This window comes from Proteiniphilum sp. (genome assembly GCF_034927365.1).
Classification (GTDB): domain Bacteria; phylum Bacteroidota; class Bacteroidia; order Bacteroidales; family Dysgonomonadaceae; genus Proteiniphilum.
Genome location: NZ_JAYFQD010000009.1, coordinates 1 through 23,956, shown reverse-complemented (window position 1 = coordinate 23,956; position 23,956 = coordinate 1). Strand labels below are relative to the sequence as shown.

Below are 23,956 nucleotides of genomic sequence, written 5' to 3'. Positions count from 1 at the left end.
AAAGTAAATATGCCGGGGCAGAAATACAGCAGTCTCTTCATATTGGCAAAGGTAATGATTTTTCCGTTTTTTCTTCCGACAAGAGGAAAAAAAATGGACGTTCATCTTGTCAAGCCAGAAAGAATTTATTACCTTGCGGTCGTGATGAAGGCATATTGGAGTCGTACAAAAAGAAAAACAATTATGCTACCACCAAAACTCGGAAGGCCAACCGCCCTGAAAGAGAATATCTTCCCAACCTCCTCTCTGGATAAATTCAGGAAGGAGATATACGACAGCGAGAGAGATAATCCTCGTTATACCGGCCGTTATTTTCTGATTCTTGAAAAAAACAGTAAAAAGATAGTTGAAGCTATCCGCCTACTCGAAAAACGATGGGAATTATCAGTCGCCTCCACCGCCGATTTTATCACCTCCTCTCCCGATGAAAGTCAGTTAAAAGATGCCGACACCCTCGTATTTAACGACCTGGGCGTAGCACTTGTCGGAGTAGAAGAGGATAAGGTCATACAGATGGAATTATCCGGTAGTGGTTTTGTATTTGTACCGGAGAAGGTTGTTTACATTCCCGATGAAATACCAACAGACGAGAATGATAGTAGTCGGGGAACCTGGGGAATACATATAACGGAAGTAATTCGCTCAACATATACAGGAGCAGGCGTAAAAATAGCGGTGCTGGACACCGGACTCGATATCTCTCATCCCGACTTTGAAGGGCGGGAAATCACCGCAGCCTCATTCGTCCCTGATGAAGCAATTAATGATCTTCACGGGCACGGTACGCATTGTATCGGGATCGCATGTGGATCCGCTACATCACAAGGAGTGCGATACGGTGTCGCAACTCATGCACATATCTATGCAGGTAAAGTACTAAATAACCAGGGAAGTGGAGCACAGTCATGGATATTGAACGGGATGACATGGGCTGCCAACAAAGGATGCAAGGTGATATCTATGTCCCTCGGATCCCGGGTATTAAAAGGAGAGAGCTACGATATAGCATATGAACGGGCTTCCCAGTTTGCTCTTTCGAAAGGGACACTGATTGTTGCTGCAGCAGGCAACGACAGCAGGCGGTCTGAAAGATATTTCTGCCCCGTGGCAAGTCCGGCCGACTGTCCTTCTATCCTTGCCGTAGCCGCAATAGATTCAGAATTGCAAGTGGCCGATTTTTCAAACCGGGCCATCAATCCCTCCGGATTAGTCGATATCTCCGCTCCAGGGGTAGAGATTCTCTCCTCATGGCCTATGCCGGAAAGATACCACACCTTATCAGGTACCAGTATGTCTACTCCTCTCGTAGCCGGTATAGCAGCTCTCCTCTTTGAAAAATATACCGATGCTACCCCTGCTATGATAGAAGAGGAATTGAGAAAAAATATTCATACTCTCCCCTTTCCGGCTGAAGATGTGGGGGCAGGGCTTTCGATGGCTCCTAAATGAGAAGATATGCGACAGATTGTGATTACAATATCGGAAATCTATTTGAATCGATTGAGTATCGTAGCAGAAGAACTTCACAAAGAGGGACTGATCATAACCCACCTTTATGAATTTGGAGTGATTATCGGTGTGGCAGAAGAAGAATTGATTCCCAGGATACGCGCTCACAAGGAGATTGTCTCACTGGTAGAAGAAAAAAAAATAGATATTCCTCCTCCTTATACAGAAATTCAATAAATCACGTCTGAAAACAACTTTGGTTACCTGGATGTTCTATTGTGAAGAAATGACTGTCATAATCAAAGTTAATGATCCCCATAGTTAGATTTTTGCTGATTATTTTGTGCCCTATTTATTCTTCAATGATGTTTGGGCAATTAACAGACACAATATCACTGAATCGGTCACTTGAACTGGAGCCGGTAGAAATAACTGCCTATTTTAGCCAGCAACCGGTTTTGGGGTTAACAGTTTCGGCACAATCCGTCTCTTTCACTCTTATAGAAAAACAACAAACCACCACATTATTACCGGCTTTGAATACCGTAGCAGGGTTGCGTATGGAAGAGCGTTCGCCCGGAAGTTATCGCTTAGCTTTGCGAGGAAGTTTAATCCGGTCTCCATTTGGCATTCGTAATGTCAAGATATATATCGATGAATTTCCATTGACCGATGCCGGGGGTAATACATATCTGAACTTAACAGACCCGGGGGCTATCTCCTCGATACACATATTGAAGGGACCTGATGGTTCACTTTATGGCGCCAACTCTGGAGGAGTTGTCCGGATTCAACCTAAAGGATTTAGCCTACACCAAAATCAAGGATCCCTATTATTGAATGGTGGTTCTTTCGGTCTGTTTCAGGAACAGCTTTCCATACAGAGAAAAATAAACAATGTATACGCTTTTTCGATAGACCAGTCGTTTATACGTTCGGATGGCTATCGGGATAATACTGCTTTGAATAAAAAGAGTCTTCAGACAGCCCATAAGTGGCAATATGCAAAAAACAACGAGATAAAGCTGTTCGCTTTGTATACTGATCTGGGATATCTCACTCCGGGAGGATTGACAGAAAGCCAGGTGCAGGAAAATCCGAGGATGGCTCGCCCTGCCAGCGGACCGATACCTTCTGCCAAAGAACAAAAAGCAGGTATATATAACAGGACATTTTTCGGAGGTATCGCCCACAACGCCCAAATCAGTGAAAGACTGTTTCATTCCATTAGTATTTTCGGTTCGCATACCGATTTTGAAAATCCCTTTATCACCAATTATGAATTCCGGAAAGAGAAAAACCTGGGTATCCGTACTTACTTCTCATACAAGGGAGCTTTAACTGAACAGTTTGAATGGCAAATGCAAGTAGGTCTCGAAGCACAAAAGGGATGGAACAGGATTGATAATTATGATAATGAACAGGGCAAAGCCGGCGCGCCACAAGCAAAGGACAACCTGGATAACAGCCAGAATAGTCTCTTCTACCGTGCAATGGTTTATTTATACAGGCAATGGACAATCGAAGCCTCTTTGGGTCTGAACCAGGCTGAAATCAATTATAAGCAACGATATCCCGAAATTTCAGATCCCAATGGTCATATTTCCTTCGGTAGCATATGGATGCCAAGGATCGCCTCTTCCTATTTATTCGGAAAGGGTTTAGCCGTTCGTGGTTCCATATCAAAAGGATATTCAACACCGACTATCGCCGAAGTACGTTCTTCGGATAATATCATCAATCCAGATCTTAAGCCGGAAACAGGAATAAATCTCGAGATCGGGGTACGTTGGGAGACCGTCGACAAGAGATTTATTGCAGATGTAAGTCTCTATAACTACAATATAAATAACGGCATCGTACGACATCTTCGAGACAATGGCGCAGAATATTATGTAAATGCCGGTGAAATCAAACAAAAAGGGATTGAAGCCTCGATTTGGGCTTACCTTCTGCCCATGCAACCCGACAGATTTATACAAACACTTAGTCTTCAATCCACGGCAACATACAATCATTACCGATTTGGGAAATATCTTGTAAACAACAATGATTTTTCTTATAACAAAGTGACCGCTGTACCTGATTGGGTATGGTCGAATTCATTGTTTATCACTTTCCCCCAACAGATAGGGTTGAATATTTCCCATAATTTCACCTCAGCAATGCCACTGAACGATGCCAATACTGTTTTTTCTGACAAATTCCATTTGGTTCAATTGAAAATAAGCTGGAAGGGGGGAATCACCTCTTCACAACAAATTGAGTTTTTTGTAGGAATAGACAACTTGTTAAACGAAAAATACAGCCTGGGAAACGATATCAATGCTTTTGGGAATCGCTCTTTCAATCCTGCACCCACAAGAAATTATTATGGAGGGGTCAGAATTTTATTTTAAAGAAATTTGAATCTCCCTGTACCCTATCATGTTATGAAGATACTCTTCTTCATCCATATTTATCCTGTCCTGCACTACCCTACCGGAGCCGTTTTCTATCAAATAAGGGCTTGGAGACGAACAAATATATTACGACACTGATTAGACAGACCGCACCGGCGATCATAAACAATGCTTCGAAGGAGTGATGGCCCGATATAAATCCACCCAGCAACATTCCAAGAGCAAGGCCTAAATCGAAACCCACCAGGTAAGTCGAATTGGCCGTACCCCGCTGGTTATGTTCAGCCATATTGATATAGAGGGTCTGGAGAGCGGGGAGCATCATCCCAAATCCAATACCGATAAAAAATCCCGCCAGACAAAAAGCATAAATATTGTGATAATGGGCAAAGCCGAAAAATGCCAGGGCAACAACAACCATAGCGATCATATTCACCTTATGGATATGACCTCTATCTACCAGCCGTCCGGCAAATATACGTGATAATATAATTCCTCCTGCCCAGAACAGGAAATAGATACCGGCATTGGGTATATTGATCTCTTTCCCATATTGTGCGACGAATGGGCCTATTGTACCCCATGCAAAACTGGGTAATAGCTGATTGATAAAAATGGGCCATGCACGTACCAGGAAAAAACGGTCCAAAGAGAGTTTCTTTCTCACCATTTTCTGACGTACAGGTGCTTTTATCAATGAAACAGCTATTATCCCTAAAATCCCCATAACCATGGCGCAACCCAATAATATCTGGAAACCGTACGACTCGTAAATATGGATCGCGATAAAGGGTGCGATCGCCATCGCCACATTCATAAAGGTGCCGTAATAACCAATTCCCTCTGCACGCCTCTCCGAGGGAACCAGGTCAATTGCCAGCGTGCTGGAAGAGACAGTGGTGAATCCCCATGTAATACCATGAAGAAAGCGGATAATAATGAAAAAGAAAACTGTTGTAACGAAGAAATATCCGGAAAAGATAGCTACAAAACAGATAAAGCTGATCAGCAGGATTTTCTTGCGTGAATATAAATCTACAATATATCCTGAAAAGGGCCGTACAAACAAAAGAGCAATGGCATAAGAGGCAAGAACGATTCCTGTCCGGGATTGTGAAACACCTAACACCTCCGTAATATACAGCGGAATTGTAGGCATCAACAAGTTAAAAGAACAAGCCATCAAAAAATTGGCAATACAAACATTTATATAACCACCAGTCCATAATCTGGCGGGACGTGTATCAATATCCATATCTCCCTATAAATAACCTATAAAAACTACTGTTGTCCGATAAAAAAATTTAGGAAAAAATATGAGGGCAAATGTAAGTCTGCCCATCATACTAAAAGTTGTAGCTTTGTGTTCACCACAAACAAAAAGACAATAATGAACAAAAGTACATATTTTTTCGGACAATCGGTTTTCGTCACAGCTCATTTCTATGATTGATACCTGATGGAGATAAAAAGATATAAAAACCCCAGTTCTGGTAATTGAAAGTTGTCTCCTGAAATATTTTATAAAATAATTTTCACAATATCACTTCCTTTTCGACAATCTACTCTTCTGGGGTGAAATTCCGAATCTTTTAGTGTATGTGCTTACCATATGCGACACAGTCTTAAAACCATACATTTTGGATAATTCAGTAATACTGATTTCTGAATTGAGTACATATGACTGAATTTCTTCCATTTTCCTGTCGAGCAACCATTGATAAGGAGTTTTCCCGAAACATTCCTTGAAATGACGTATAAAAGTCTTTATACAGTCGTATTTACAGAGTGTTGCCAATTCACTAATACTCTCCGTAGATGAATAGTATCTTAGAACATTACCCTCAAATTTTTTATATTTTGATGTAAGTGGAAGAATTTTCACTAATACGATTTCATTCTCCGGCGATGAAGTAATTGTACTCTTCAGGCCGTCGGAGAAAGTAAAGGTACATGACATTACATCTTGTAGTAAATATTTCAGGTCCTTATCCATATATCAGCTATAGCTTTTACATCAATCAGTTCCTCGTCAGTAGAGATTTTGAGGTCTACCGGCAAATTCGCCTCTGGCAATTGTTACCGTTTTCCCGTCAACTACACGAAATTCCGTGTTGGTGCTCTTGTAACAATTTGCAATAATAAAATCAAACCTCTCCGGCTCCTCGTAAATTCAATTCTTACCGGTAGGAATAAATAATCAAATGTGCTATAGTATTCCAACCATCGTTGTATTTTTGATAGTTATCTCTTTCTTAAAAAGAAAGGGACTACAGACCTGATTTCTCAACTAGATGGATAAATGGCGTGTTTATTATGTATATTTCTGTTTGTCAGTTTGTTGAATAATGTATTTAAAATGGCATCTGATAGGAAAAAGGGGAATAGTTCTACAATAAGTATTACAGATTGTATTTTATTTTGTTTACTATAAAAAAATATATATCTTTGTATCTTATAGTTATACAATTCATAATAGTCCCTTTCTTTTTAAGAAAGAGACTTTGTGAGTCTAAATTAATGCTCCTTTGTGTGAATAATCGCCTGAATCCATTCAAATGGGTATGTGATGTTTTAATCGTGTAATCAGTTTTCCTATTCTTTTTACTTGTGTTCGGCCGAACAAAACGATTCAGCATATCATCCACTTCTATGTCTATTTTTGTAGTTGAAATTGAAGCAAGATAAATTTGTGTCGTTTTTATGGAAGAATGTCCCAAACATTGGCTTATTATCTCGACGGATTTTCCAGCTTCAAGCATTAATGTTGCCCATGTATGCCGTGCAACATAAGTGGTAAGTTTGCAGGGGATATCCAATAACCGACCAATAGCGTTGAGATGCCTGTTTATACGCCTTAATGCGGACTTTTCACAAAGTAAGTGTCCATTTGCAGTTTCCCTGAGAAATGGAAATACATATCTGTTGTGCGGTCGTTGGTAGCGTAGCATTATTTCGCGTACTTCATCGGGAATGTAAAAGCATATGTATTGGCCTGTTTTACTTCGGTGATAGTGTATCTGCCAGTCGTGATCGACCATAGCCCAAGTCAGATCATAAATATCTTGAAATACCATTCCTCTACAATATAGACTAAAGAGTAAAATATCTAATGTTTTTACCCAGTTATCTTGCAAGGAAGCCTTTAGTTTGGGGTTTAGCAGGCGTTTTAAAAATTCAGAGGAAAGTGCTCGTTTGTGGGTCTTTGTCTTTTTTATACTTAAACCAAAAAATGGATTTAAACCGCACTGTTTTCTAAATTTTTTCATCTTGATCGCTTTATTATATAAAGCCCTGAACCCCCTGAAATAAAAATCAACAGTTTGAGGTTTATCAGGGTGTCTCTCTTTCAACCATTCGATATATCCCTCAACCCACTCTTGGGTAATATTGTATAATGAAAACTTTTCCCCATTATTGCCTAAATACATAGTCAGTTTATTGACAACGCTCTCGTAATTTGAGGCAGTATGAGAATTCCCTTTTTCTCTCTTGTTTTTGGTGATTTCCCTGAAAAGGGGTAGTACCGGGCATTTATAGCCTGTGAGTATTGAATTATTCATATAAAAACTTTTTATAGTGTGAATCAGTCCATGAAGTGTTGTTCTACAAATGTAGGAGGTAATATGTTAATAATAAACACTATCAGCATCATTTTTTATATTGATTATTTTCATGTACGAATTATTAACCACATTTTTTAAGTATGGGGGAGTATCCGTTGATGATAATCTTTCAAGTTGATGACAAAATCAGCCTATGAAGAAGTAAAGGCTGCCTCAGGCAATAACAGGATTGAATATATGACAGCCGGCTATGGATGTTGCCCTCTACGCTGTTATCAGTTGTTATCCTTTGTTCCGGTTTGTACTTATTCGTGAAATATAAAAAGCAGTCAAAACCAAAATGTATACACTTATGATTCAGACGGTGAAAATTCCTTCTTCGTGAATCGCGTAACAAACCGTATCTTCTGGCAACGAACAGGTATCCAAACCGGTAAATAGACTGAATGCAGGCAGGATAAGCAGATTGCCTGTAAGGGCGAAGCAGGGAAATTTCAGAAATTTCCTGTCAGGCATACGGATACGCACGCCGGGGTGGATATGTCCGCTGATGGTCGGAATCTCACTGTGAATAAGAGAATGGGAAAAATGAATATTTTGTAATTGCAGCAGGTCATAACAATGAGCAATACCCAATTCGCTCAGTTTTTTGGGATCATATTTGTCGTGATTCCCCTTTATGAGCGAGAAACAGGTGTTGGGAAACTGCAAAGTCAGATTTCTGAAGGATTCCACTTCTTTATTTGCGCCGGCATGAATCAGGTCTCCCACAATGATTATTAGCTCCGGGTGGTAATGAACCAACAGTTGTTGCAGACGGAACAGGTCACGCTCACTTACGGTTGCGGGTAATGCTATGCCGTATTTACGAAAATAAGCGGCTTTCCCCAGATGCAGGTCGGATAGTATCAGCGCATTTTCCTGCGGCCAATAGATCGCCCGTTGATTGTTTAGAAGTAGTTCCTGGCCACCAAATAACAGGGGATATTCCGATAGTTTCATGCGATTATCCTGAATATACTGATGTTCATGCTCATTTCATCTTTTCTTTTTAGCTTGCTTTAATGTTCTTTCCTGCAACTTCACGATGCGTGCTGCCAAATCTTCGCTCGACAAGGATTGGCGCAGGCTGTCCACCTTTATCGGGAAACTCAACGGGGTAAATCCCGTGGAAAACCGATAAATAATCCTGCTTTGGTGGATGCGGTCGAACGCAGCGATTAACCGTTCTTCTTCCAGTTGCTGATTAAATACCTCGGTGTATGCCTGCCGTAGTAAAAGGCTGCGGGGTTCGTATTCCTCCAGTACCTGAAATGTAAGTCCCGATGAGGACTGCAATGATTTATTATTGCGCTGCTTTCCATACACGTTCCGGATAACCATTCCCGAAATTACAGCAATATCCCGAAATTTACGCCTGGCCATTTCCGTAGCATTGATACTGTCAATAACGTCCTGCATAAGGTTGTCCTTGCTAAGAACCTGCCGAAGTTCCTGTTCGGAAAGCTTGACTTCCGAATCGGAAAACAGTTCAAATCCATAGTCGTTCATCGCTATCGAGAAGCTGATCGGATACAACCGGCTGATACGGTGTGCAACAAGCGCAGACATCACCTCATGTACCAGGCGGCCCTCGAAAGGATACATAAACAGATGGTATCCTTCCCCTGTCTTGATGGACTCCACTAAAAATTCATCAGCGGCAGGAATATGCGAATGCTCGCTCTGCCTCGCCAGTAAAGGATGCAGGAATTGAAGCTCTTTTTCCTTCGGCTGCGGATGTGCCGACAAAGCCAGCTTTTGCCGGAGGAAACGGGAGAGGTTGGAAGTCAATGACAACCGGCCACCGAGCCAGCTTGGCGCTATGGCTCGGCCTGAGGAACTCCTGACATAGACGGTCATGTCTTTGATGTGTGTTAGTTCGACTGTCCTGCCGCCCAGAATAAATTTATCTCCTTTTTTCAATCTGGAAATAAAATACTCCTCCACCATACCCAGGTATCCGCCTGAAATAAATTTCACCCGCAACATGGCTTCGCTCACGATGACACCGATATTCATGCGGTGCAACATCGCTATACGCCGTTTCTGGACCACCAACAATCCGTCTTCCTGCTTGACCACTTTGTGAAATTCCTCATAATTTTTCCCGACACTACCTCCCTGGGTGATAAACATCAAACACCACTGCCACTCTTCTTCAGTAATTTCAGAAAAGACAAACGTACTTTTGATAACGGCAAACAATTCGTCCGCCTTGAATCCCCCGCCCAATGCAATGGTTACCATAAACTGCACCAGCACGTCGAAAGTCAGCACCATGGGTTCACGCCGTTCAATGGTTTGCGTCCTGACCGCTTCTTTCAATGCCGCTACTTCGATGAGTTCCAGGGAATGTGTCGGCACAAAATAGATTTTTGATACCTCATACGGCGAATGTCCGCTTCTGCCGGCACGTTGCATAAATCTTGCCACACCTTTGCTCGACCCGATCTGGATAACGGTATCCACCGGTTTGAAATCCACGCCTAAATCCAGTGACGAAGTCGATACCACCGCCTTCAACCGGCCTTCGCTCAACGCATCTTCTATCCACTGCCGGATATTCGAGTCAATAGAGCTGTGATGCAACGCCAGTTTCCCGGCAAAATCGGGATAGGCATCCAACAGGAGTTGATACCATATCTCACTCTGATTGCGGGTATTGGTGAAAATAATCGTCGATTTACTTTCCAAAATGATCGGAACCACCTTGTCCGCCAGTTTGGCACCGAGATGACCTGCCCAGGGTAACACTTCCACTTCGTCCGGATATACCGGCAGGATCTCAATCTTTTTCTTCTCTTTGGCAATGATTTTTGTTTTCTTTTTTTCGTTAGGCAACAGGACTTCCATCGCTTCGTCCAGATTGCCGATGGTAGCCGTGATACCCCAGATACGTAGTTTTTTATGTTGACTTCTCAGGTAAGCCAATGCCAATTCCACCATCACACCGCGTTTCGTGCTTAACAACTCGTGCCACTCATCCACGGCGACACATTGTATATTCTTGAAAAAGCCCTGCCTCCCTTTCTGTGCCAACAGCAGGTGCAGACTTTCAGGCGTCACCAGCAACACGTCCGGCATCGACTTGCTCTGGCGTTGTTTCTCTTTCACTTCAGTATCGCCGTTGCGTACACCTACCGTCCAGTCGAGGCCTATCTCGTCTATCGCTTCCTGCATGGCTCTTCCAAGGTCTTTGGCTAATGACCGTAGCGGTGTAATCCAGAGGAGTTTCAGTCCGCTTTGATACCGGTCAGTGTGGTTCATAAAGTCGCTCAGCACTGCCAGAAAGACCGAAAATGTTTTTCCGAATCCCGTTGGTGCAATCACCATCCCACTGTAACCATTGGCATAGCGCACCCAGGTTTTCTCCTGAAAACCGAACGGTATATTGCCTTTGGACTGCATCCATCGCGCAATAACACTGTATCCTTCTGTTTGTCGGAATTTATTGCTCAAAGCGCGTTATTTAATCAGCTTTTTGATTTCTTCAATCTCATCGATTTCATCGACAGTTTTATCTTTTCTCCACCGTACAATTCGAGGAAAACGCAGTGCCACACCCGATTTATGCCGGGTGCTGAACCCGATCCCTTCAAAGGCAATCTCAAATACCAGTTCCGGTTTCACCGTACGCACTGGGCCGAATTTCTCCAAGGCATTCTTGTTCACAAAACGGCTGACTTCCTGGATTTCCTTGTCTGTCAATCCCGAATAAGCTTTGGCGATGGTAACCAGTTTGCCTTCACTTTTTACGGCAAAAGTGTAATCGGTATAATAGGCACTGCGACGACCACTCCCTTTTTGGGCATAGACCAACACCGCGTCAATGGTTAAAGGACTGATTTTCCATTTCCACCAGTCTCCTTTTTTACGTCCGGTATGGTAGGGCGATTGTCTGTGTTTGAGCATCAGTCCTTCACTGTTGATATCTCGGGCAATTTCCCTTACAGTCACCAATTTATCCCAGTCTGAGCAGGATATAATCTCCGAAAGTCGTAAATAGTCGGATGGGTTGAGGTGGAACAGCATTTCCAGCTTTGCCCTACGTTCATGCATTGTTCTTTCACGCCAATCTTCTCCCTCCCACTCCAACAAATCATACGCCAGGACTCCAATAGGTAACTCTTCCATCATTTTTTTGGAAAGCGTCTTCCGGTTGAGACGTTTCTGCAGTTCCGAAAAATTGAGCACCTGATCCTCTTTTATGACCAATATTTCACCGTCTATGACAAAATCACCCTGCCATTGCAGCAACTCATCACGAATTTCAGGGAATTGGTCGGTCACCAGTTCTTCTCCCCGCGACCAGATGAAAACCTCCCCGTTCCGTTTGATAAACTGCCCGCGGATACCGTCCCATTTATATTCTGCCTGCCATTCGTCTATGTCACCCAACTCCTCCGGGGTCTTCTCCAAGGGATACGCCAGGCAAAAAGGGTATGGCTTGGAAAGCTGAGTATCCGTATAATGGCCATTCACCAATCCACCAAAGGTTATTTCTCCCATTTTCCAATCTCCCATAATGCTGTGCGTAACGGCATTCGCATCGAGATCATAATGCTTGGCAAGTGCATTGATAAGGGATTTGGAAGAAATACCGAGTCGGAAGCTGCCCCCTATCAACTTGTTGAAGATAAAACGTTCGGTAGATGGTAGTCCATCCCATGATTGCAGCACAAAATCTTTCTTCTCTTCGTCGGATTTATCTTGCAAGTCGATAATCAGCTCCATCCATGCCGACAGGCTTCTTTCTATATTTTTACGGGGTTGCGGTAAGATAAGGGCGATGGTTTCGCTCAGGTCGCCGACCGATGAATAGCTTTCTAGAAACAACCATTCTGGAATGCCTGACTTTTCTATTGCCCATTGTCGCATCAAGGTGCTGTTGATATTGCGTCGAGGACGTTTACCCGTGAACAAGGTCAACAGCCACAACTTGTCCTGCTCATCCGCTTCATCGAGAAAACGGTCGATGGCTTCCAGTTTCTGGGTGGTCTTGTTGGTACTGTCCAACGCATTCACTAAACGAGCAAATGTTCTCATATGACTAAAATTGTTTACTTTCAACAGTTACCATACTCGTTTCATATAAAACGGGATTTCTAATTGATGTCCGGTTACTCATCCGTCCGTGAATCTTCATTATCTAAAAGCGTTTTCTCTTCCTCCTCATTGCCAAAATCGGTTTTTACCTCTTCCGCAGCTATGCCGATTTCATTCAGGTAGCGTGTAAAAACGGAGGTCTGACCGTGCGTGACATACACTTTTTCGGCTCCGGTTGCTTTTATGGCTTCAAGCAGCCCGTTCCAGTCGGCATGGTCGCTGATAGCAAAACCGGCGTCAGCACTTCGCCAACGGCGGGCTCCCCGCACCTGCATCCATCCCGAACAAATAGCCGTCACCCGATTCGGAATCTTGCGGATAACATTGGAATCCGCCAGTGCGGGGGGTACAATCACAATACCTTTATCCAGATACCTGACATCTTCCCTGAAGTCGATAGTATGATAATCCGGCAGATCAATGCCGACACTTTCGTACGCCTCGTTCAGTTTTCCGATAGAATAATGTACATGTAATCTGCCCATTCCTTCCAAGGCTTTCATTATGCGCTGTGCCTTGCCCAAAGAATAGCCGATGAATACCGATGTTTTACCATTTGCTTGGTTTTGCTGTACCCAATCCTGTAACTGCCTGTTCAACTCCAAAACCGGAAGCCAATTATAAATAGGTAATCCAAAAGTGCTCTCCGACACGAATTCGTGGCACTTGACAGGTTCAAAAGGAGTGCACAATCCATCATCCTGTACTTTGTAATCCCCCGAGACCACCACGATCTTACCTTTATATTCCAGACGAATCTGTGCCGATCCAAGAATATGTCCGGCGGGATGGAAAGAAACTTTAACACCATTGATATGGATCACTTCATTGTACCCGACACTTTGCACGTCAATATCAGCACCCATCCTGCTTTTTAATATCGGTTCGGTATAGTGATGGCATAAATAATGTTTCATTCCCCATCGTGCGTGGTCTGCATGACCGTGGGTGATTAAGGCTTTATCTACCGGCCTCCACGGGTCAATATAAAAATTACCCGCTTCACAATAGAAGCCTTCTGAAAGAAATGTAATCATATATCATAACAAAAATGAGTCCATATAAATTCCATCACATTGACGAGAAAATGTAGATATATTATAGACAAATAGGGTTGGCAAAATGTTCTAGCAATATCAATGGACGGGGGGATCCCTACTAATCAGAATTTTTGGATGTTAATGAATATGAAATATAAAAAACATGGTATTCAAAAAGGCTAGTGAGACCAAAGATCGACAAGAGAAAAGAGTGAGTAGGAGCGCAAAAACAACGGGTGGTGTTCCCCGTATCATCTTACAAAAAGGCGTATCTAAAAGCAACGGTACAAAAGCCTATTAATAAATATAAAACCTTTCCTATTATAGGAACAAGGTTGCAATACCGTAGATGATACCTGCAAGTAAAGCACTGACAGGAATCGTCAGAATCCAGGCAATCAGCAGGTTCTTAGTTACTATCCAACGAACGGCAGACAAACGCTTCACTGCTCCCACACCAATAATAGCACCCGTAATGGTATGGGTGGTACTTACCGGTATTTTCAGGAACTCGGTCAGAAACAGGGTCAATGCACCTGCCGTTTCGGCAACAACGCCTTCAAAAGGAGTAACCTTGGTTATCCTCGATCCCATTGTCTTTACAATCTTCCAGCCACCCGACATGGTACCCAAGGAAATCATGGTAAAACAAGAAATGGGCACCCAAACCGGTAAATCATTGATGGACTGAATCCCCATTCCTAAGCCTAAAGGATGAGCTGCTATCATAGCCGCGGCAATGATACCCATTACCTTCTGAGAATCATTCAAACCATGCCCTATGCTGAATAAAGCGGAGGAGACTAACTGTAGCTTCTTGAACCACCTGTTTGCCTTATGCGGATTTGCCTTCTTGCATACATAATAAAGAAGAATCGCCAACCCGAGGGCAACCAGCATACCGATAAGTGGAGCCAAAAAGATAAAAGCCACAATCTTCATGATAACCGTCCCATGAACAGCCTGAAAACCATTTGCCATTATTGCGGCACCAGCAAACCCACCAATCAAAGTATGTGAAGATGATGAGGGAATACCAAACCACCAAGTGGCAAGATTCCACATCACCGCAGCAATGATACCGGACAAAATGACCGGAAGGGTGATAAACTGTTCATAGACAGTTTTCGACACTGTATTGGCTATTCCAAACTCTCCTATAACATATTTGGCAATAAAGAAAGCGATGAAATTGAAAAAAGCGGCCCACAATACAGCCTGGAAAGGAGTCAAGACTTTTGTAGAGACGATGGTAGCAATAGAATTTGCCGCATCATGAAATCCATTGATATAATCAAATATAAGTGCTAAAACAATTATGGAAACAAGCAAAGCCATATTTTCGGTTTTATGCGTATTTTACAATGATTGTTTTAATAATCTTACCTACATATTCCGCCGAATCTGTAGCCTTCTCAAGTTCATACATAATCTCTTTCACTTTGATGATTTCAATACCGTCTTTCTCTTCTTCAAAAAGATGAATAATGAAGTTCTCGTAAACATCATCAGCTTTATTTTCGATGTCATGAAGCGATGAGCAGTACTTCTTCGCATTCGTAGGTCTCTTCTTCAATGCATCCAGTTCATCAACAGCCTTTCCTATACAGATGGAGGATTCACGAATCAGATTGGCCAAATCACTGGATTGCTTCGGCATGTATTTAGGATTATAAAGCACAATGCGTTTTGCACAACTATTGATATGGTCAATCACATCATCCAGCCTGCCTGCCAGTGCGTTTATGTCTTCACGATCGAAAGGGGTGATGAATGTAGTGTTCAATTCATCAAAAATCATATTCGACAAACGGTCACCTTCTCTCTCTTGTTCTTTAATCTTCTTGTAATAATCTATAGAAGACTCATGACTGTAATTTTGCACGCATTCTATCATCAGATCGGATGCAGTAAGCATAACATCAGCCATCTTACGCAGCAAAGGAAAGAACTTTGGTTCTCTGGGAGTAAACTTGCTTAAAAAAGAATTGTTCATAATGTAACAATTATACGTGTATCAAATGTAAATTTTCTGTAACGCCTCTTTATCAAGTAGATATGAAAACACTAAAGACCATTTGCGGAAAGCATTTATAGATTTCCTGTTAATTCATCAAAGAAAACGCTATCCCTTGATAGCAGAGGCTCTTTATAAAAATTGTGCAAAAATATGAAAATGTTATTGATAAATATGCAATATTTAAGCCAAAAAACACTTATCACCAACAAAAAACACATATTCATCCGGTATAATCTATTCCGTGCCAGCTTCTTTTATTCTCCAGAATCTGTATCTACTATTTATAGAATAAGATGAATAGTAATGACCGGCTGTATAAATAGGATAAGGTAGCAAATGGAGTATATCTCATCCTAACAGAGCCCGTTAGCCGGAAGGTCTTAGTAGCCGGATTTTTCTTGTAGGAAATTCGGGGATCAACCCTAAAAAATTGATCCCGGGTTGATCCTGGATCCTCTTTTCAGGTCTTTATCCCTTACTTTTTATTCAGGCTTGCTAATATTTATGCATAGTCCACAAGAAGTCGGGTTGATCCGTCTTTGATCCTCTTTCACATGGCTTTTGATTAAGACAAAACACCATAAAAAACCTTCCAAATTCTCTGAATTTGAAGGGTTTGTCTTACTTTTGTCGCCGTTTGGCTTTTGTTTCCAGTGATCCGCCTGGGGCTCGAACACTTTATGATAAACCGTTAGTTTTCAGAGAATAATTTCTGCTTTATTAGCAGGGGTACAAATTAGGTTAGCCTTTTTTGGCGGCTATTGGCGCTAACTTGTCTGCATAAAACTTAGGTTCAAAGTTACTACTTTTTTTAATATACAAACCTTTGAGCAATAATGTTTTAAAATTAGTGCAAGGTGCAAGCTATCTATATATAGATACTTGCACCTTGCACTCTTATCCATGATTAATTCGTTCATATGAATCTCATATTTCAAAAATCCCTATCAAGTAACGGCCTCATATTCTGACTAATTTTCAGATTAGTCACCTTGGCATAGATCTGTGTAGTTTCTATTCTTGTATGGCCAAGCATTTTTGAAATTGTCTCAATAGGAACTCCATTCCCAAGTGTAACAGTAGTGGCAAAACTATGTCTGCCACAATGAAAAGTAATTGTTTTATTGATTCCACAGATAATTACAATTTCTTTTAAATACTCGTTCATTTTTTGATTGCTATTAATAGGAAAAATTGGCTTATCGTCATATTCCCGTTTATATTTACTGAGTAATTGCTGGGGAATCTTTAATAGAGGGATAGGAGAAGGCTGATGCGTTTTATGTCGTTGTACAACGATCCATAGACGACCATTAAGCCCTACTTCTATATTTGCTTGCGTCAATCCACACAAATCAATATATGAAAGCCCTGTATAACAACTAAAAATAAAAATATCTCGGACCTGCTCAAGCCAACGTGAACAAATTTCTTATTCCAGATTGCTGTTATTTCCTGTTGATTGAGAAACGTACGTTTTGTTTTCTCAATGATTTGGCATTAACTGACCGGCCTATTACCCTTTGACTCACTTGATCCCATGTATCGGGACTGACTTCGAGTTTACTATTGAACTGGCAACGCTTTCCGTCTATGGTGACGCGGACAATGATGGAAGCCAATCCATTTCTTTTGACATCATTTCTTTTGATGTAAAATAAGATGTAGAATGTACTTTTCATAAAGCTCCTCAATTTTAGTGATGAATAATATATCGACTAAAAGTAGATGAAACATCATGAAAAGGAAAAATTTGAACTATAACATTGGATCTACAAGAAAAATATATTAAGTTTGCAACTGCAATAGGGGTGGAATTTCAACCCCTAACGCAATTATTTACTTAATAAAATGGCAGAACAATATAAATACTTAGACTCTTTTATTGATGTGCAAAGGGCTAATGGGAAGTATAGCTTCACCACGGAGAACCTTCATGACCAATTGGATGTTTCGGAAAACGCTTTAAAAAAATCATTACAACGACTAAAAAATCAAGGAGAAGTCGTGTTGATTCGACGCGGGTTTTACGTGATTGTTCCTCCGGAATATAGAGCTAAGGGCATTATTCCAACGAGCCTTTACGTAAACGACCTGATGAAATTCCTAAATAGGGATTATTATGTAGGTTTATTAAATGCTGCTGCTTATCACGGTGCAGCCCATCAACAACCCCAAAGCTATTCTATCATAACCAAAGGTATTACTTTAAGACCCATTAGAAATCATAAAGTCAGTATAGCCTTTTACATAAAAAAAGAGTGGGACAAGAAGGATATTATGAAAAGAAAGGTAGATAGTGGATATATCAATATATCATCTCCTGAATTAACAGCATTAGACTTAGTCAATTATTATAAAGAAGCGGGTGGCTTTAACCGGATAGCTACTATTATAGAAGAATTGAAAGAAGCAATGCAAGCGGACATATTGATCGAAACAGCGAGAAAATATGAAGAAGTCGCAGTTGTTCAGCGCTTGGGTTATATTTTAGAATACGTTTTAGAAGAGCATGAATTTAGTAATGGATTGTACAACTATCTTGAATCTATAAACTATTATCCAACTTTATTACGTCCCCAAAGAAAGAAATCGGAGAATATGATAACCGGAAACAGATGGAAAATTGTGCCTAACGTAGAAATAGAAACAGATATATGATACCAAAATCATACATAACAGCATGGCAAAAGCAAGCACCCTGGCAGGAGAATTATCAGGTGGAACAAGACTTAATCATACATCGCACCCTGATTGCATTGTTCAACGATGAATTTATCCGGGAACGTTTGGCTTTTCGCGGAGGGACAGCCTTGCATAAATTATTCTTAGCACCCGCAGCAAGGTATTCGGAAGATATTGATTTAGTCCAGATAAAAGCAGAACCATTCGGAGCAATTATAAACATAATCAGGGAGCAGCTTTTATTTTTGGGAAAACCTCGTATTAAGCAGAAAGAGCATAATAATACAATTGTATATAGTATCCAGTCGGAAGAAGATGTCCCCATTAAACTAAAAATAGAGGTTAATACCAGAGAACATTTTTTGGTTTATGGGTTACAAAATGTTCCAATGACATTAGAAAATACACATAACTGTTTATCAGATAGTTAACAATTTATAGATCAAGGGTTCGAACCCTTTTGCGACTAAAAATAAACCCTGATAATCGATTGATTATCAGGGTTTTACTCTTTCCAGTGATCCGCCTGGGGCTCGAACCCAGGACCCCATCCTTAAAAGGGATGTGCTCTACCTGCTGAGCTAGCGAATCGACCTGATGCTTTCTTGCAAAAGCGAGTGCAAAGATAGAATCTTTATTTTAATTATGCAACCTTAAAAGCCATAAAAAACCGGTTTTTTTGTCCTGTTTCGGCTAAATCGCTAAAATCGAAAAGGTTTCCCAGTAAAGTTTTTTTGCATTTTTTATTCGAGATATATGAATCGAAGATTCCGGATCATCAACACATCCGCCTAACCACTTTCCCACCTAACCACCTATTTAATACCGATAATGCTCCGGTTTGTAAGGTCCTTCTACCGATACGCCAATATAATCAGCCTGTTCGGGTGTAAGAGTAGTCAGCTTCACACCAATCCGTTCCAGATGGAGCCTGGCAACTTCCTCATCAAGTTGTTTAGGCAAGCGGTAAACACCTACCTCATAATTATTCTTCCAGAGGTCGATTTGCGCCAATGTCTGGTTGGTGAACGAATTGCTCATTACGAACGACGGATGCCCCGTGGCACAGCCCAGGTTTACCAAACGACCCTCGGCAAGCAAGAAGAGCGAGTTACCGGCAGGGAAGGTATATTTATCTACCTGCGGTTTGATATTCAGATGCTGAATTCCGGGGAAATTCACCAGATGGTCGACCTGTATCTCATTGTCGAAATGGCCAATATTACATACAATTGCCTGGTCCTTCATCTGCTGCATATGCTCAATGGTAATCACATCACGGTTTCCTGTGGTGGTCACGAATATATTACCTTCTTTTACCGCTTGCTCCATCGTAGTCACCTCAAATCCCTCCATGGCAGCCTGTAATGCACAAATAGGATCGATTTCTGTAACGATCACACGTGCACCATAGGTACGCATTGAATGAGCACATCCCTTGCCTACATCGCCATATCCGAGAACGACGATCACCTTGCCGGCAATCATCACATCAGTAGCACGTTTGATACCGTCTGCCAATGATTCACGACAACCATACAGGTTATCAAATTTCGATTTAGTCACCGAATCATTGACGTTAATCGCGGGAACCAGCAACTCGCCTCTCTCCATCATCTGATACAGGCGATGCACACCGGTGGTGGTCTCTTCGGAGATCCCTTTCATCCCGGCAATTGTTTTGTGCCAGCGCTGATTATCTTCCTTCAGTATCCGGTTCAATGTATTCAGGATAGCCTGTTCCTCTCGATTAGAACCTTTTCTGTCGATTACAGAAGCATCGTCTTCGGCCTGATATCCCATATGTACCAGCAACGAAGCATCACCTCCATCATCCACAATCAGGTTGGGTCCTTCCCCACCGGGAAAACGTAAAGCCATCTCGGTGCACCACCAGTACTCTTCCAGCGTCTCACCTTTCCATGCAAAAACAGGAACCCCTGCAGCCGCTATCGCAGCAGCAGCATGATCCTGTGTGGAAAAGATATTACAACTGGCCCAACGCACATCGGCGCCCAATTCTACTAATGTTTCAATCAGTACAGCCGTCTGGATGGTCATATGCAATGAACCCATTACGCGAGCTCCTCTCAATGGCTTTTCTGAAGCATACTTCTTCCGTATCGCCATTAAACCGGGCATCTCATGTTCTGCTATATCTATCTCTTTCCTTCCAAAATCAGCCAATGAGATATCAGCCACTTTATAAGGAAGAGCGGGGGAGAAAATCATATCCATTTTATTCTATATTTTGATTTATCGATTTTTAAGTCTGCAAAGTTACAAAATTTACGGAATGTTTCTACCTTTGGTCGTATGAAACGAGTTATCTATTCCAACTTCCTTCCGATAAAGGGGTTCAAGGCGATCAACCTTTTCGGGATCATCTTTGCGAGAAAGGAAGAGTCCGGATTGGATGAACGCATCCTTACCCATGAATCCGTTCACACACGGCAAATGATAGAGCTGCTGGTTATCGGGTTTTATATATGGTATGTGATGGAATGGCTCTTGAAATGGATCCGCTATAAGGACAGATATACCGCGTACAGGAATATCTGTTTCGAGCGTGAAGCTTATGATAATGATACCGACCCGTTCTACCCAAAACAAAGAAGTCGGTATGCTTTTATAAAATATCTGTAATTATCAAAGAACAATGATAGCAATGAGGAGAACATCCCTACTGTTTCTGTTTAGCCTCATTCTTTTTCTTGGATGTGGTCAGGCTAATCAAAAACAATTGTCAATTATAAAAAATAAAAATGAAATTATGGACTATAATATATTAACTCCCGACGAAGAGAGAGTAATCATATATAAGGGAACAGAACGACCCTTTACGGGTGAGTATTTAGATAATAAGATGGCAGGAACATATTTCTGCAAACGATGTGATGCCCCACTCTACCGTTCGGAAGATAAATTCGAGTCGCATTGCGGATGGCCCTCTTTTGACGATGAGATCGAGGGTGCTGTAAAACGTGTGCGGGATACCGATGGACGTCGTACAGAGATCATCTGCAATCACTGTGGAGCGCATCTGGGACATGTTTTCACAGGTGAAGGATTTACACCCAAGCAAACACGCCACTGTGTGAACTCCATATCAATGAAGTTCGTACCTGTAAAGAAAGAGGGGCTCGCTACAGCCTATTTCGCTTCGGGCTGCTTCTGGGGAACAGAATATTTCTTTATGAAAGCTCCCGGAGTGAAACAGACGACTGTGGGATTTATGGGTGGCCATGTGGAAAATCCCACCTATGAGCAGGTATGTCAAAAGAATACCGGACATCTGGAAACAACCGAAGTGGTTTTCGATTGCGCAGAGACATCATATGAAGAGATGGTGAAGCTCTTCTTCGAAACGCATGATTTCACTCAGACCAACGGACAAGGGCCGGATATAGGACCACAGTATCTCTCATGTATCTTCTATTCCGATCCCGCCGAGAAAGCTATCGCAAAGAAGTATATTGATATATTGACTGAAAAGGGATATAAGGTAGCCACCATGCTGAAGCCCGCTTCAACCTTTTGCAAAGCGGAGGACTATCATCAGCAGTATTACGAATACAAAGGAACTACACCCTATTGTCACAGATATACTCCGATCTTTTGACAATATGGAATTCTTTCATAAAATTCTGCTTAGTTTGAAAACAATTCAAATTTTCATACGTTTTATTATTGTCGTTTAAATAACTATTTGTTTAATTAAAAAAGAAAATTATGAAAGCATTACGTTTATTTTCCGTAGTGACACTCATTCTTGCACTTGGAGTGAGTGTAACATCATGTAATCAAGTAAAAGATTCTGACATTCAAACATCAGCACAAGAATTGCTCAAAGCAAGTCCTGATCTGGCAGGTATTACAGTAACAGTAAAAGACAAAGTTGCCACACTGACCGGGACTGTGAAAGATGATGCAACGAAAGCCGCTGCTGAGACCAAAGTGGTAGGTGTAAAGAATGTAAAATCGGTAATCAATCAATTAGAGGTAGTACCACCCGCACCCGATTATACAGCACTCGATGCCACTATTAATGCGGCATTACCCGATGCACTTAAAGACCATGGTACCGTGACCGCCACTGCAAAGGATGGTGTAATCACGCTAAGCGGTGAAATTAAAGAAAAAGATTTACAAACATTAATGGAGAAGATCAATGCATTGAACCCTGTAAAGATCGAAAACAACTTAACAGTAAAATAATAGGTCATGGCCTTGACAGATAAATACAAAGAATTAGTAGACCTGGCCAGATTGAATAATCTTTCGGTCAGTGAATCAGGAGATGTGTTGAGAGTAGAAGGAGTTGTCTCTTCTGCCAGCGTGAAAGATAAATTGTGGGAGATCTATAAACGGATCGATCCTCTTTTCAAGAGTAACGACCTGGTATTGAATATAAAGACTGCCGTCAGCGACGGTGGAAAGGTAAGAGTGGTTACCCAGGAAAGTCGCCTGAACATCCGCAAAGGTCCGGGAACGGATCAACCTATCGTTGGCAAAGCGGAAAAGGGAGAGATTATCACACTCATCAGTAAAACGAACGACCAGTGGTGGTTGGTACGTGATGTGGATGGTGAAGAAGGATATTGCTACTCGCAATACCTCGAACCGGTGCAATAGTAATAATTAGTACATAACAAAAAAGGTTGCTTCCGGGCAACCTTTTTTGTTATGATAATTCTCTAAAAATCAATTAAAAAAGAATTCGGCATCTATTCGTATAGTCATTTTCACATTCGGATTGACCATAGTAGTACCCGGGGTATATTTCAAAACAATTTTGGAAGAACCTTTACTTACAACCTCATTCATAACAGCTTGCATAAAGGTTACCCGATCTGTCCTATCCGCTGCAAATTTTTCATTATTTGTAATTGTGGTGATTCGAAAAGAAAACTGATTAGCAGGAACACTTGCCAATGAAACGGTTACATTCTTCAGTTCTACCTGATCTTCTTCAGAGATACCCTTCAATTCAATATAGGTAGAAGTAGTCGACATAGGAACATCTGCATTTTTAATCCATTTCTTATACTGAACTACACCAGGAAAATCCTCCACACGAAATTCAACTTCAACACTCTGGGCTACCCCTTCCGTGGCAACTAAGGCAGGAAAAGTCTTTTCTGCTGCTGCTTTTACCTGTACAGGGAGATCACCTGGCTTTTTGTCGCCACCACAAGAGATAAATAAAATTGCGATAAAAAGCAATGCGGGAATAAATAATAATTTTTTCATATAGTTATTCAATTAAAATATTACACATTATATAACTCGTAGCAAATATAACCAGTTTGTACATCACTTTGAACAAACAAAACAGTAAAAAGTTTAATTCGTTGCATTATGCTACAGTTGCCTCCAATTTATGTATATAAGATGTAAAAAGGATGAAAACGTTGCACAGTTAATGATGATTTTAGATATTCAGTTACAGTTTCCAGTATCTCATTTCTCTTGTTTTCACTAATTCCAGCCCTCCCTGGGATATTCTAAAACAGTGTTCTATGGCATGAAAAAAAAGCCCCCGCAAGATTACTCTCACGGGGGCTCCTGTAAAGGATGGCGGCTACCTACTCTCCCACAAGACATGCAGTACCATCGGCGCGATCGGGCTTAACTTCTCTGTTC

Annotated in this window: 23 protein-coding genes and 1 tRNA gene; 10 read left to right on the top strand and 14 right to left on the bottom strand. The window is 41.5% G+C overall.

The window, feature by feature from the left end; genetic code table 11:
- The first annotated feature begins 183 nt into the window (after positions 1 to 183).
- From VB073_RS06300 to VB073_RS06290, 3 genes are all read left to right on the top strand, one after another.
- Positions 184 to 1,449, top strand: coding sequence for a S8 family peptidase (locus VB073_RS06300; protein WP_323403305.1), 1,266 nt, complete (start codon positions 184 to 186; stop codon positions 1,447 to 1,449).
- A gap of 6 nt (positions 1,450 to 1,455) precedes the next feature.
- Positions 1,456 to 1,686 (top strand): hypothetical protein, encoded by a 231-nt coding sequence (locus VB073_RS06295; protein WP_323403304.1) that lies wholly within the window; start codon positions 1,456 to 1,458, stop codon positions 1,684 to 1,686.
- 125 nt (positions 1,687 to 1,811) lie between these two features.
- Complete coding sequence (locus VB073_RS06290) at positions 1,812 to 3,848, top strand: TonB-dependent receptor (RefSeq protein WP_323403303.1); 2,037 nt, start codon at positions 1,812 to 1,814, stop codon at positions 3,846 to 3,848.
- A gap of 79 nt (positions 3,849 to 3,927) precedes the next feature.
- Here the strand turns inward: VB073_RS06290 and VB073_RS06285 are convergent, their stop codons facing one another.
- The 7 genes from VB073_RS06285 to VB073_RS06255 form a co-directional block, all read right to left on the bottom strand.
- Positions 3,928 to 5,106, bottom strand: coding sequence for an MFS transporter (locus tag VB073_RS06285; protein WP_323403302.1), 1,179 nt, complete (start codon positions 5,104 to 5,106; stop codon positions 3,928 to 3,930).
- Positions 5,107 to 5,394: 288 nt separating this feature from the next.
- Positions 5,395 to 5,847 carry a helix-turn-helix domain-containing protein gene (locus tag VB073_RS06280; RefSeq protein ID WP_323403301.1) on the bottom strand — a complete coding sequence of 151 codons (453 nt, stop codon included), beginning with the start codon at positions 5,845 to 5,847 and terminating at the stop codon, positions 5,395 to 5,397.
- A 406-nt stretch (positions 5,848 to 6,253) separates the two neighbouring features.
- Positions 6,254 to 7,414 carry a site-specific integrase gene (locus tag VB073_RS06275; protein WP_323403300.1) on the bottom strand — a complete coding sequence of 387 codons (1,161 nt, stop codon included), beginning with the start codon at positions 7,412 to 7,414 and terminating at the stop codon, positions 6,254 to 6,256.
- 360 nt (positions 7,415 to 7,774) lie between these two features.
- The gene (gene pdeM, locus VB073_RS06270) at positions 7,775 to 8,419 is read right to left on the bottom strand and encodes a ligase-associated DNA damage response endonuclease PdeM (RefSeq protein WP_323403299.1); all 645 of its coding nucleotides are present in this window, start codon (positions 8,417 to 8,419) and stop codon (positions 7,775 to 7,777) included.
- A 36-nt stretch (positions 8,420 to 8,455) separates the two neighbouring features.
- Complete coding sequence (locus VB073_RS06265; RefSeq protein ID WP_323403298.1) at positions 8,456 to 10,918, bottom strand: ligase-associated DNA damage response DEXH box helicase; 2,463 nt, start codon at positions 10,916 to 10,918, stop codon at positions 8,456 to 8,458.
- Between the two features lie 6 nt (positions 10,919 to 10,924).
- Positions 10,925 to 12,505 carry an ATP-dependent DNA ligase gene (locus VB073_RS06260; RefSeq protein ID WP_323403297.1) on the bottom strand — a complete coding sequence of 527 codons (1,581 nt, stop codon included), beginning with the start codon at positions 12,503 to 12,505 and terminating at the stop codon, positions 10,925 to 10,927.
- Positions 12,506 to 12,579: 74 nt separating this feature from the next.
- A complete protein-coding gene (locus VB073_RS06255; RefSeq protein WP_323403296.1) occupies positions 12,580 to 13,602 on the bottom strand; it encodes a ligase-associated DNA damage response exonuclease in 1,023 nt (340 codons plus the stop codon).
- A gap of 166 nt (positions 13,603 to 13,768) precedes the next feature.
- On the opposite strand from VB073_RS06255, the gene VB073_RS06250 reads away from it, so the two are divergent.
- The gene (locus VB073_RS06250) at positions 13,769 to 13,906 is read left to right on the top strand and encodes a hypothetical protein (protein ID WP_323403295.1); all 138 of its coding nucleotides are present in this window, start codon (positions 13,769 to 13,771) and stop codon (positions 13,904 to 13,906) included.
- Positions 13,907 to 13,926: 20 nt separating this feature from the next.
- On the opposite strand, the gene VB073_RS06245 is transcribed toward VB073_RS06250, so the two are convergent.
- The 4 genes from VB073_RS06245 to VB073_RS06230 form a co-directional block, all read right to left on the bottom strand.
- A complete protein-coding gene (locus tag VB073_RS06245; RefSeq protein WP_323403294.1) occupies positions 13,927 to 14,943 on the bottom strand; it encodes an inorganic phosphate transporter in 1,017 nt (338 codons plus the stop codon).
- A 10-nt stretch (positions 14,944 to 14,953) separates the two neighbouring features.
- The gene (locus VB073_RS06240) at positions 14,954 to 15,601 is read right to left on the bottom strand and encodes a DUF47 domain-containing protein (protein ID WP_323403293.1); all 648 of its coding nucleotides are present in this window, start codon (positions 15,599 to 15,601) and stop codon (positions 14,954 to 14,956) included.
- Positions 15,602 to 16,559: 958 nt separating this feature from the next.
- Complete coding sequence (locus tag VB073_RS06235; RefSeq protein ID WP_323403292.1) at positions 16,560 to 16,970, bottom strand: site-specific integrase; 411 nt, start codon at positions 16,968 to 16,970, stop codon at positions 16,560 to 16,562.
- A gap of 103 nt (positions 16,971 to 17,073) precedes the next feature.
- Positions 17,074 to 17,307 (bottom strand): Arm DNA-binding domain-containing protein, encoded by a 234-nt coding sequence (locus tag VB073_RS06230; RefSeq protein WP_323403291.1) that lies wholly within the window; start codon positions 17,305 to 17,307, stop codon positions 17,074 to 17,076.
- Positions 17,308 to 17,476: 169 nt separating this feature from the next.
- Between VB073_RS06230 and VB073_RS06225 the strand changes: the two genes are divergently transcribed.
- Both VB073_RS06225 and VB073_RS06220 read left to right on the top strand, forming a co-directional pair.
- Entirely contained in the window at positions 17,477 to 18,286 is an 810-nt protein-coding gene (locus tag VB073_RS06225; RefSeq protein ID WP_323403290.1) for a type IV toxin-antitoxin system AbiEi family antitoxin, read from the top strand.
- Positions 18,283 to 18,741: a nucleotidyl transferase AbiEii/AbiGii toxin family protein gene (locus tag VB073_RS06220; protein ID WP_323403289.1), complete on the top strand. Its 459-nt coding sequence runs from the start codon at positions 18,283 to 18,285 to the stop codon at positions 18,739 to 18,741. Before VB073_RS06225 ends, VB073_RS06220 begins: the two co-directional genes overlap by 4 nt.
- Positions 18,742 to 18,828: 87 nt before the next feature.
- On the opposite strand, the gene VB073_RS06215 is transcribed toward VB073_RS06220, so the two are convergent.
- Both VB073_RS06215 and ahcY read right to left on the bottom strand, forming a co-directional pair.
- A tRNA-Lys gene (locus VB073_RS06215) sits at positions 18,829 to 18,901 on the bottom strand.
- A 228-nt stretch (positions 18,902 to 19,129) separates the two neighbouring features.
- Complete coding sequence (gene ahcY / locus VB073_RS06210) at positions 19,130 to 20,548, bottom strand: adenosylhomocysteinase (protein WP_323403288.1); 1,419 nt, start codon at positions 20,546 to 20,548, stop codon at positions 19,130 to 19,132.
- Positions 20,549 to 20,626: 78 nt separating this feature from the next.
- Here ahcY and VB073_RS06205 point away from each other — a divergent pair, with 78 nt between their 5' ends.
- The 4 genes from VB073_RS06205 (at position 20,627) to VB073_RS06190 (ending at position 22,945) form a co-directional block, all read left to right on the top strand.
- Complete coding sequence (locus VB073_RS06205) at positions 20,627 to 20,956, top strand: hypothetical protein (protein ID WP_323403287.1); 330 nt, start codon at positions 20,627 to 20,629, stop codon at positions 20,954 to 20,956.
- Positions 20,957 to 21,083: 127 nt separating this feature from the next.
- Complete coding sequence (locus VB073_RS06200; RefSeq protein WP_323403286.1) at positions 21,084 to 21,932, top strand: bifunctional methionine sulfoxide reductase B/A protein; 849 nt, start codon at positions 21,084 to 21,086, stop codon at positions 21,930 to 21,932.
- Between the two features lie 110 nt (positions 21,933 to 22,042).
- Positions 22,043 to 22,528, top strand: coding sequence for a BON domain-containing protein (locus VB073_RS06195; RefSeq protein ID WP_323403285.1), 486 nt, complete (start codon positions 22,043 to 22,045; stop codon positions 22,526 to 22,528).
- A 6-nt stretch (positions 22,529 to 22,534) separates the two neighbouring features.
- Positions 22,535 to 22,945: an SH3 domain-containing protein gene (locus VB073_RS06190; RefSeq protein WP_323403284.1), complete on the top strand. Its 411-nt coding sequence runs from the start codon at positions 22,535 to 22,537 to the stop codon at positions 22,943 to 22,945.
- Positions 22,946 to 23,014: 69 nt separating this feature from the next.
- On the opposite strand, the gene VB073_RS06185 is transcribed toward VB073_RS06190, so the two are convergent.
- Positions 23,015 to 23,563 carry a hypothetical protein gene (locus VB073_RS06185; protein ID WP_323403283.1) on the bottom strand — a complete coding sequence of 183 codons (549 nt, stop codon included), beginning with the start codon at positions 23,561 to 23,563 and terminating at the stop codon, positions 23,015 to 23,017.
- Positions 23,564 to 23,956: the final 393 nt, after the last annotated feature.

Bases quoted from the DNA above. Each gene is read 5' to 3' on its own strand.
- VB073_RS06205 (WP_323403287.1), top strand. From the start codon at position 20,627: ATGAAACGAGTTATCTATTCCAACTTCCTTCCGATAAAGGGGTTCAAG.
- VB073_RS06225 (WP_323403290.1), top strand. From the start codon at position 17,477: ATGGCAGAACAATATAAATACTTAGACTCTTTTATTGATGTGCAAAGG.
- VB073_RS06185 (WP_323403283.1), bottom strand. From the start codon at position 23,563: ATGAAAAAATTATTATTTATTCCCGCATTGCTTTTTATCGCAATTTTA.
- VB073_RS06275 (WP_323403300.1), bottom strand. From the start codon at position 7,414: ATGAATAATTCAATACTCACAGGCTATAAATGCCCGGTACTACCCCTT.
- pdeM (WP_323403299.1), bottom strand. From the start codon at position 8,419: ATGAAACTATCGGAATATCCCCTGTTATTTGGTGGCCAGGAACTACTT.
- VB073_RS06300 (WP_323403305.1), top strand. From the start codon at position 184: ATGCTACCACCAAAACTCGGAAGGCCAACCGCCCTGAAAGAGAATATC.
- VB073_RS06190 (WP_323403284.1), top strand. From the start codon at position 22,535: ATGGCCTTGACAGATAAATACAAAGAATTAGTAGACCTGGCCAGATTG.
- VB073_RS06255 (WP_323403296.1), bottom strand. From the start codon at position 13,602: ATGATTACATTTCTTTCAGAAGGCTTCTATTGTGAAGCGGGTAATTTT.
- VB073_RS06290 (WP_323403303.1), top strand. From the start codon at position 1,812: ATGATGTTTGGGCAATTAACAGACACAATATCACTGAATCGGTCACTT.
- VB073_RS06220 (WP_323403289.1), top strand. From the start codon at position 18,283: ATGATACCAAAATCATACATAACAGCATGGCAAAAGCAAGCACCCTGG.
- VB073_RS06285 (WP_323403302.1), bottom strand. From the start codon at position 5,106: ATGGATATTGATACACGTCCCGCCAGATTATGGACTGGTGGTTATATA.
- VB073_RS06295 (WP_323403304.1), top strand. From the start codon at position 1,456: ATGCGACAGATTGTGATTACAATATCGGAAATCTATTTGAATCGATTG.
- VB073_RS06260 (WP_323403297.1), bottom strand. From the start codon at position 12,505: ATGAGAACATTTGCTCGTTTAGTGAATGCGTTGGACAGTACCAACAAG.
- ahcY (WP_323403288.1), bottom strand. From the start codon at position 20,548: ATGGATATGATTTTCTCCCCCGCTCTTCCTTATAAAGTGGCTGATATC.
- VB073_RS06195 (WP_323403285.1), top strand. From the start codon at position 22,043: ATGAAAGCATTACGTTTATTTTCCGTAGTGACACTCATTCTTGCACTT.
- VB073_RS06240 (WP_323403293.1), bottom strand. From the start codon at position 15,601: ATGAACAATTCTTTTTTAAGCAAGTTTACTCCCAGAGAACCAAAGTTC.
- VB073_RS06200 (WP_323403286.1), top strand. From the start codon at position 21,084: ATGGACTATAATATATTAACTCCCGACGAAGAGAGAGTAATCATATAT.
- VB073_RS06280 (WP_323403301.1), bottom strand. From the start codon at position 5,847: ATGGATAAGGACCTGAAATATTTACTACAAGATGTAATGTCATGTACC.
- VB073_RS06245 (WP_323403294.1), bottom strand. From the start codon at position 14,943: ATGGCTTTGCTTGTTTCCATAATTGTTTTAGCACTTATATTTGATTAT.
- VB073_RS06230 (WP_323403291.1), bottom strand. From the start codon at position 17,307: ATGAAAAGTACATTCTACATCTTATTTTACATCAAAAGAAATGATGTC.
- VB073_RS06250 (WP_323403295.1), top strand. From the start codon at position 13,769: ATGGTATTCAAAAAGGCTAGTGAGACCAAAGATCGACAAGAGAAAAGA.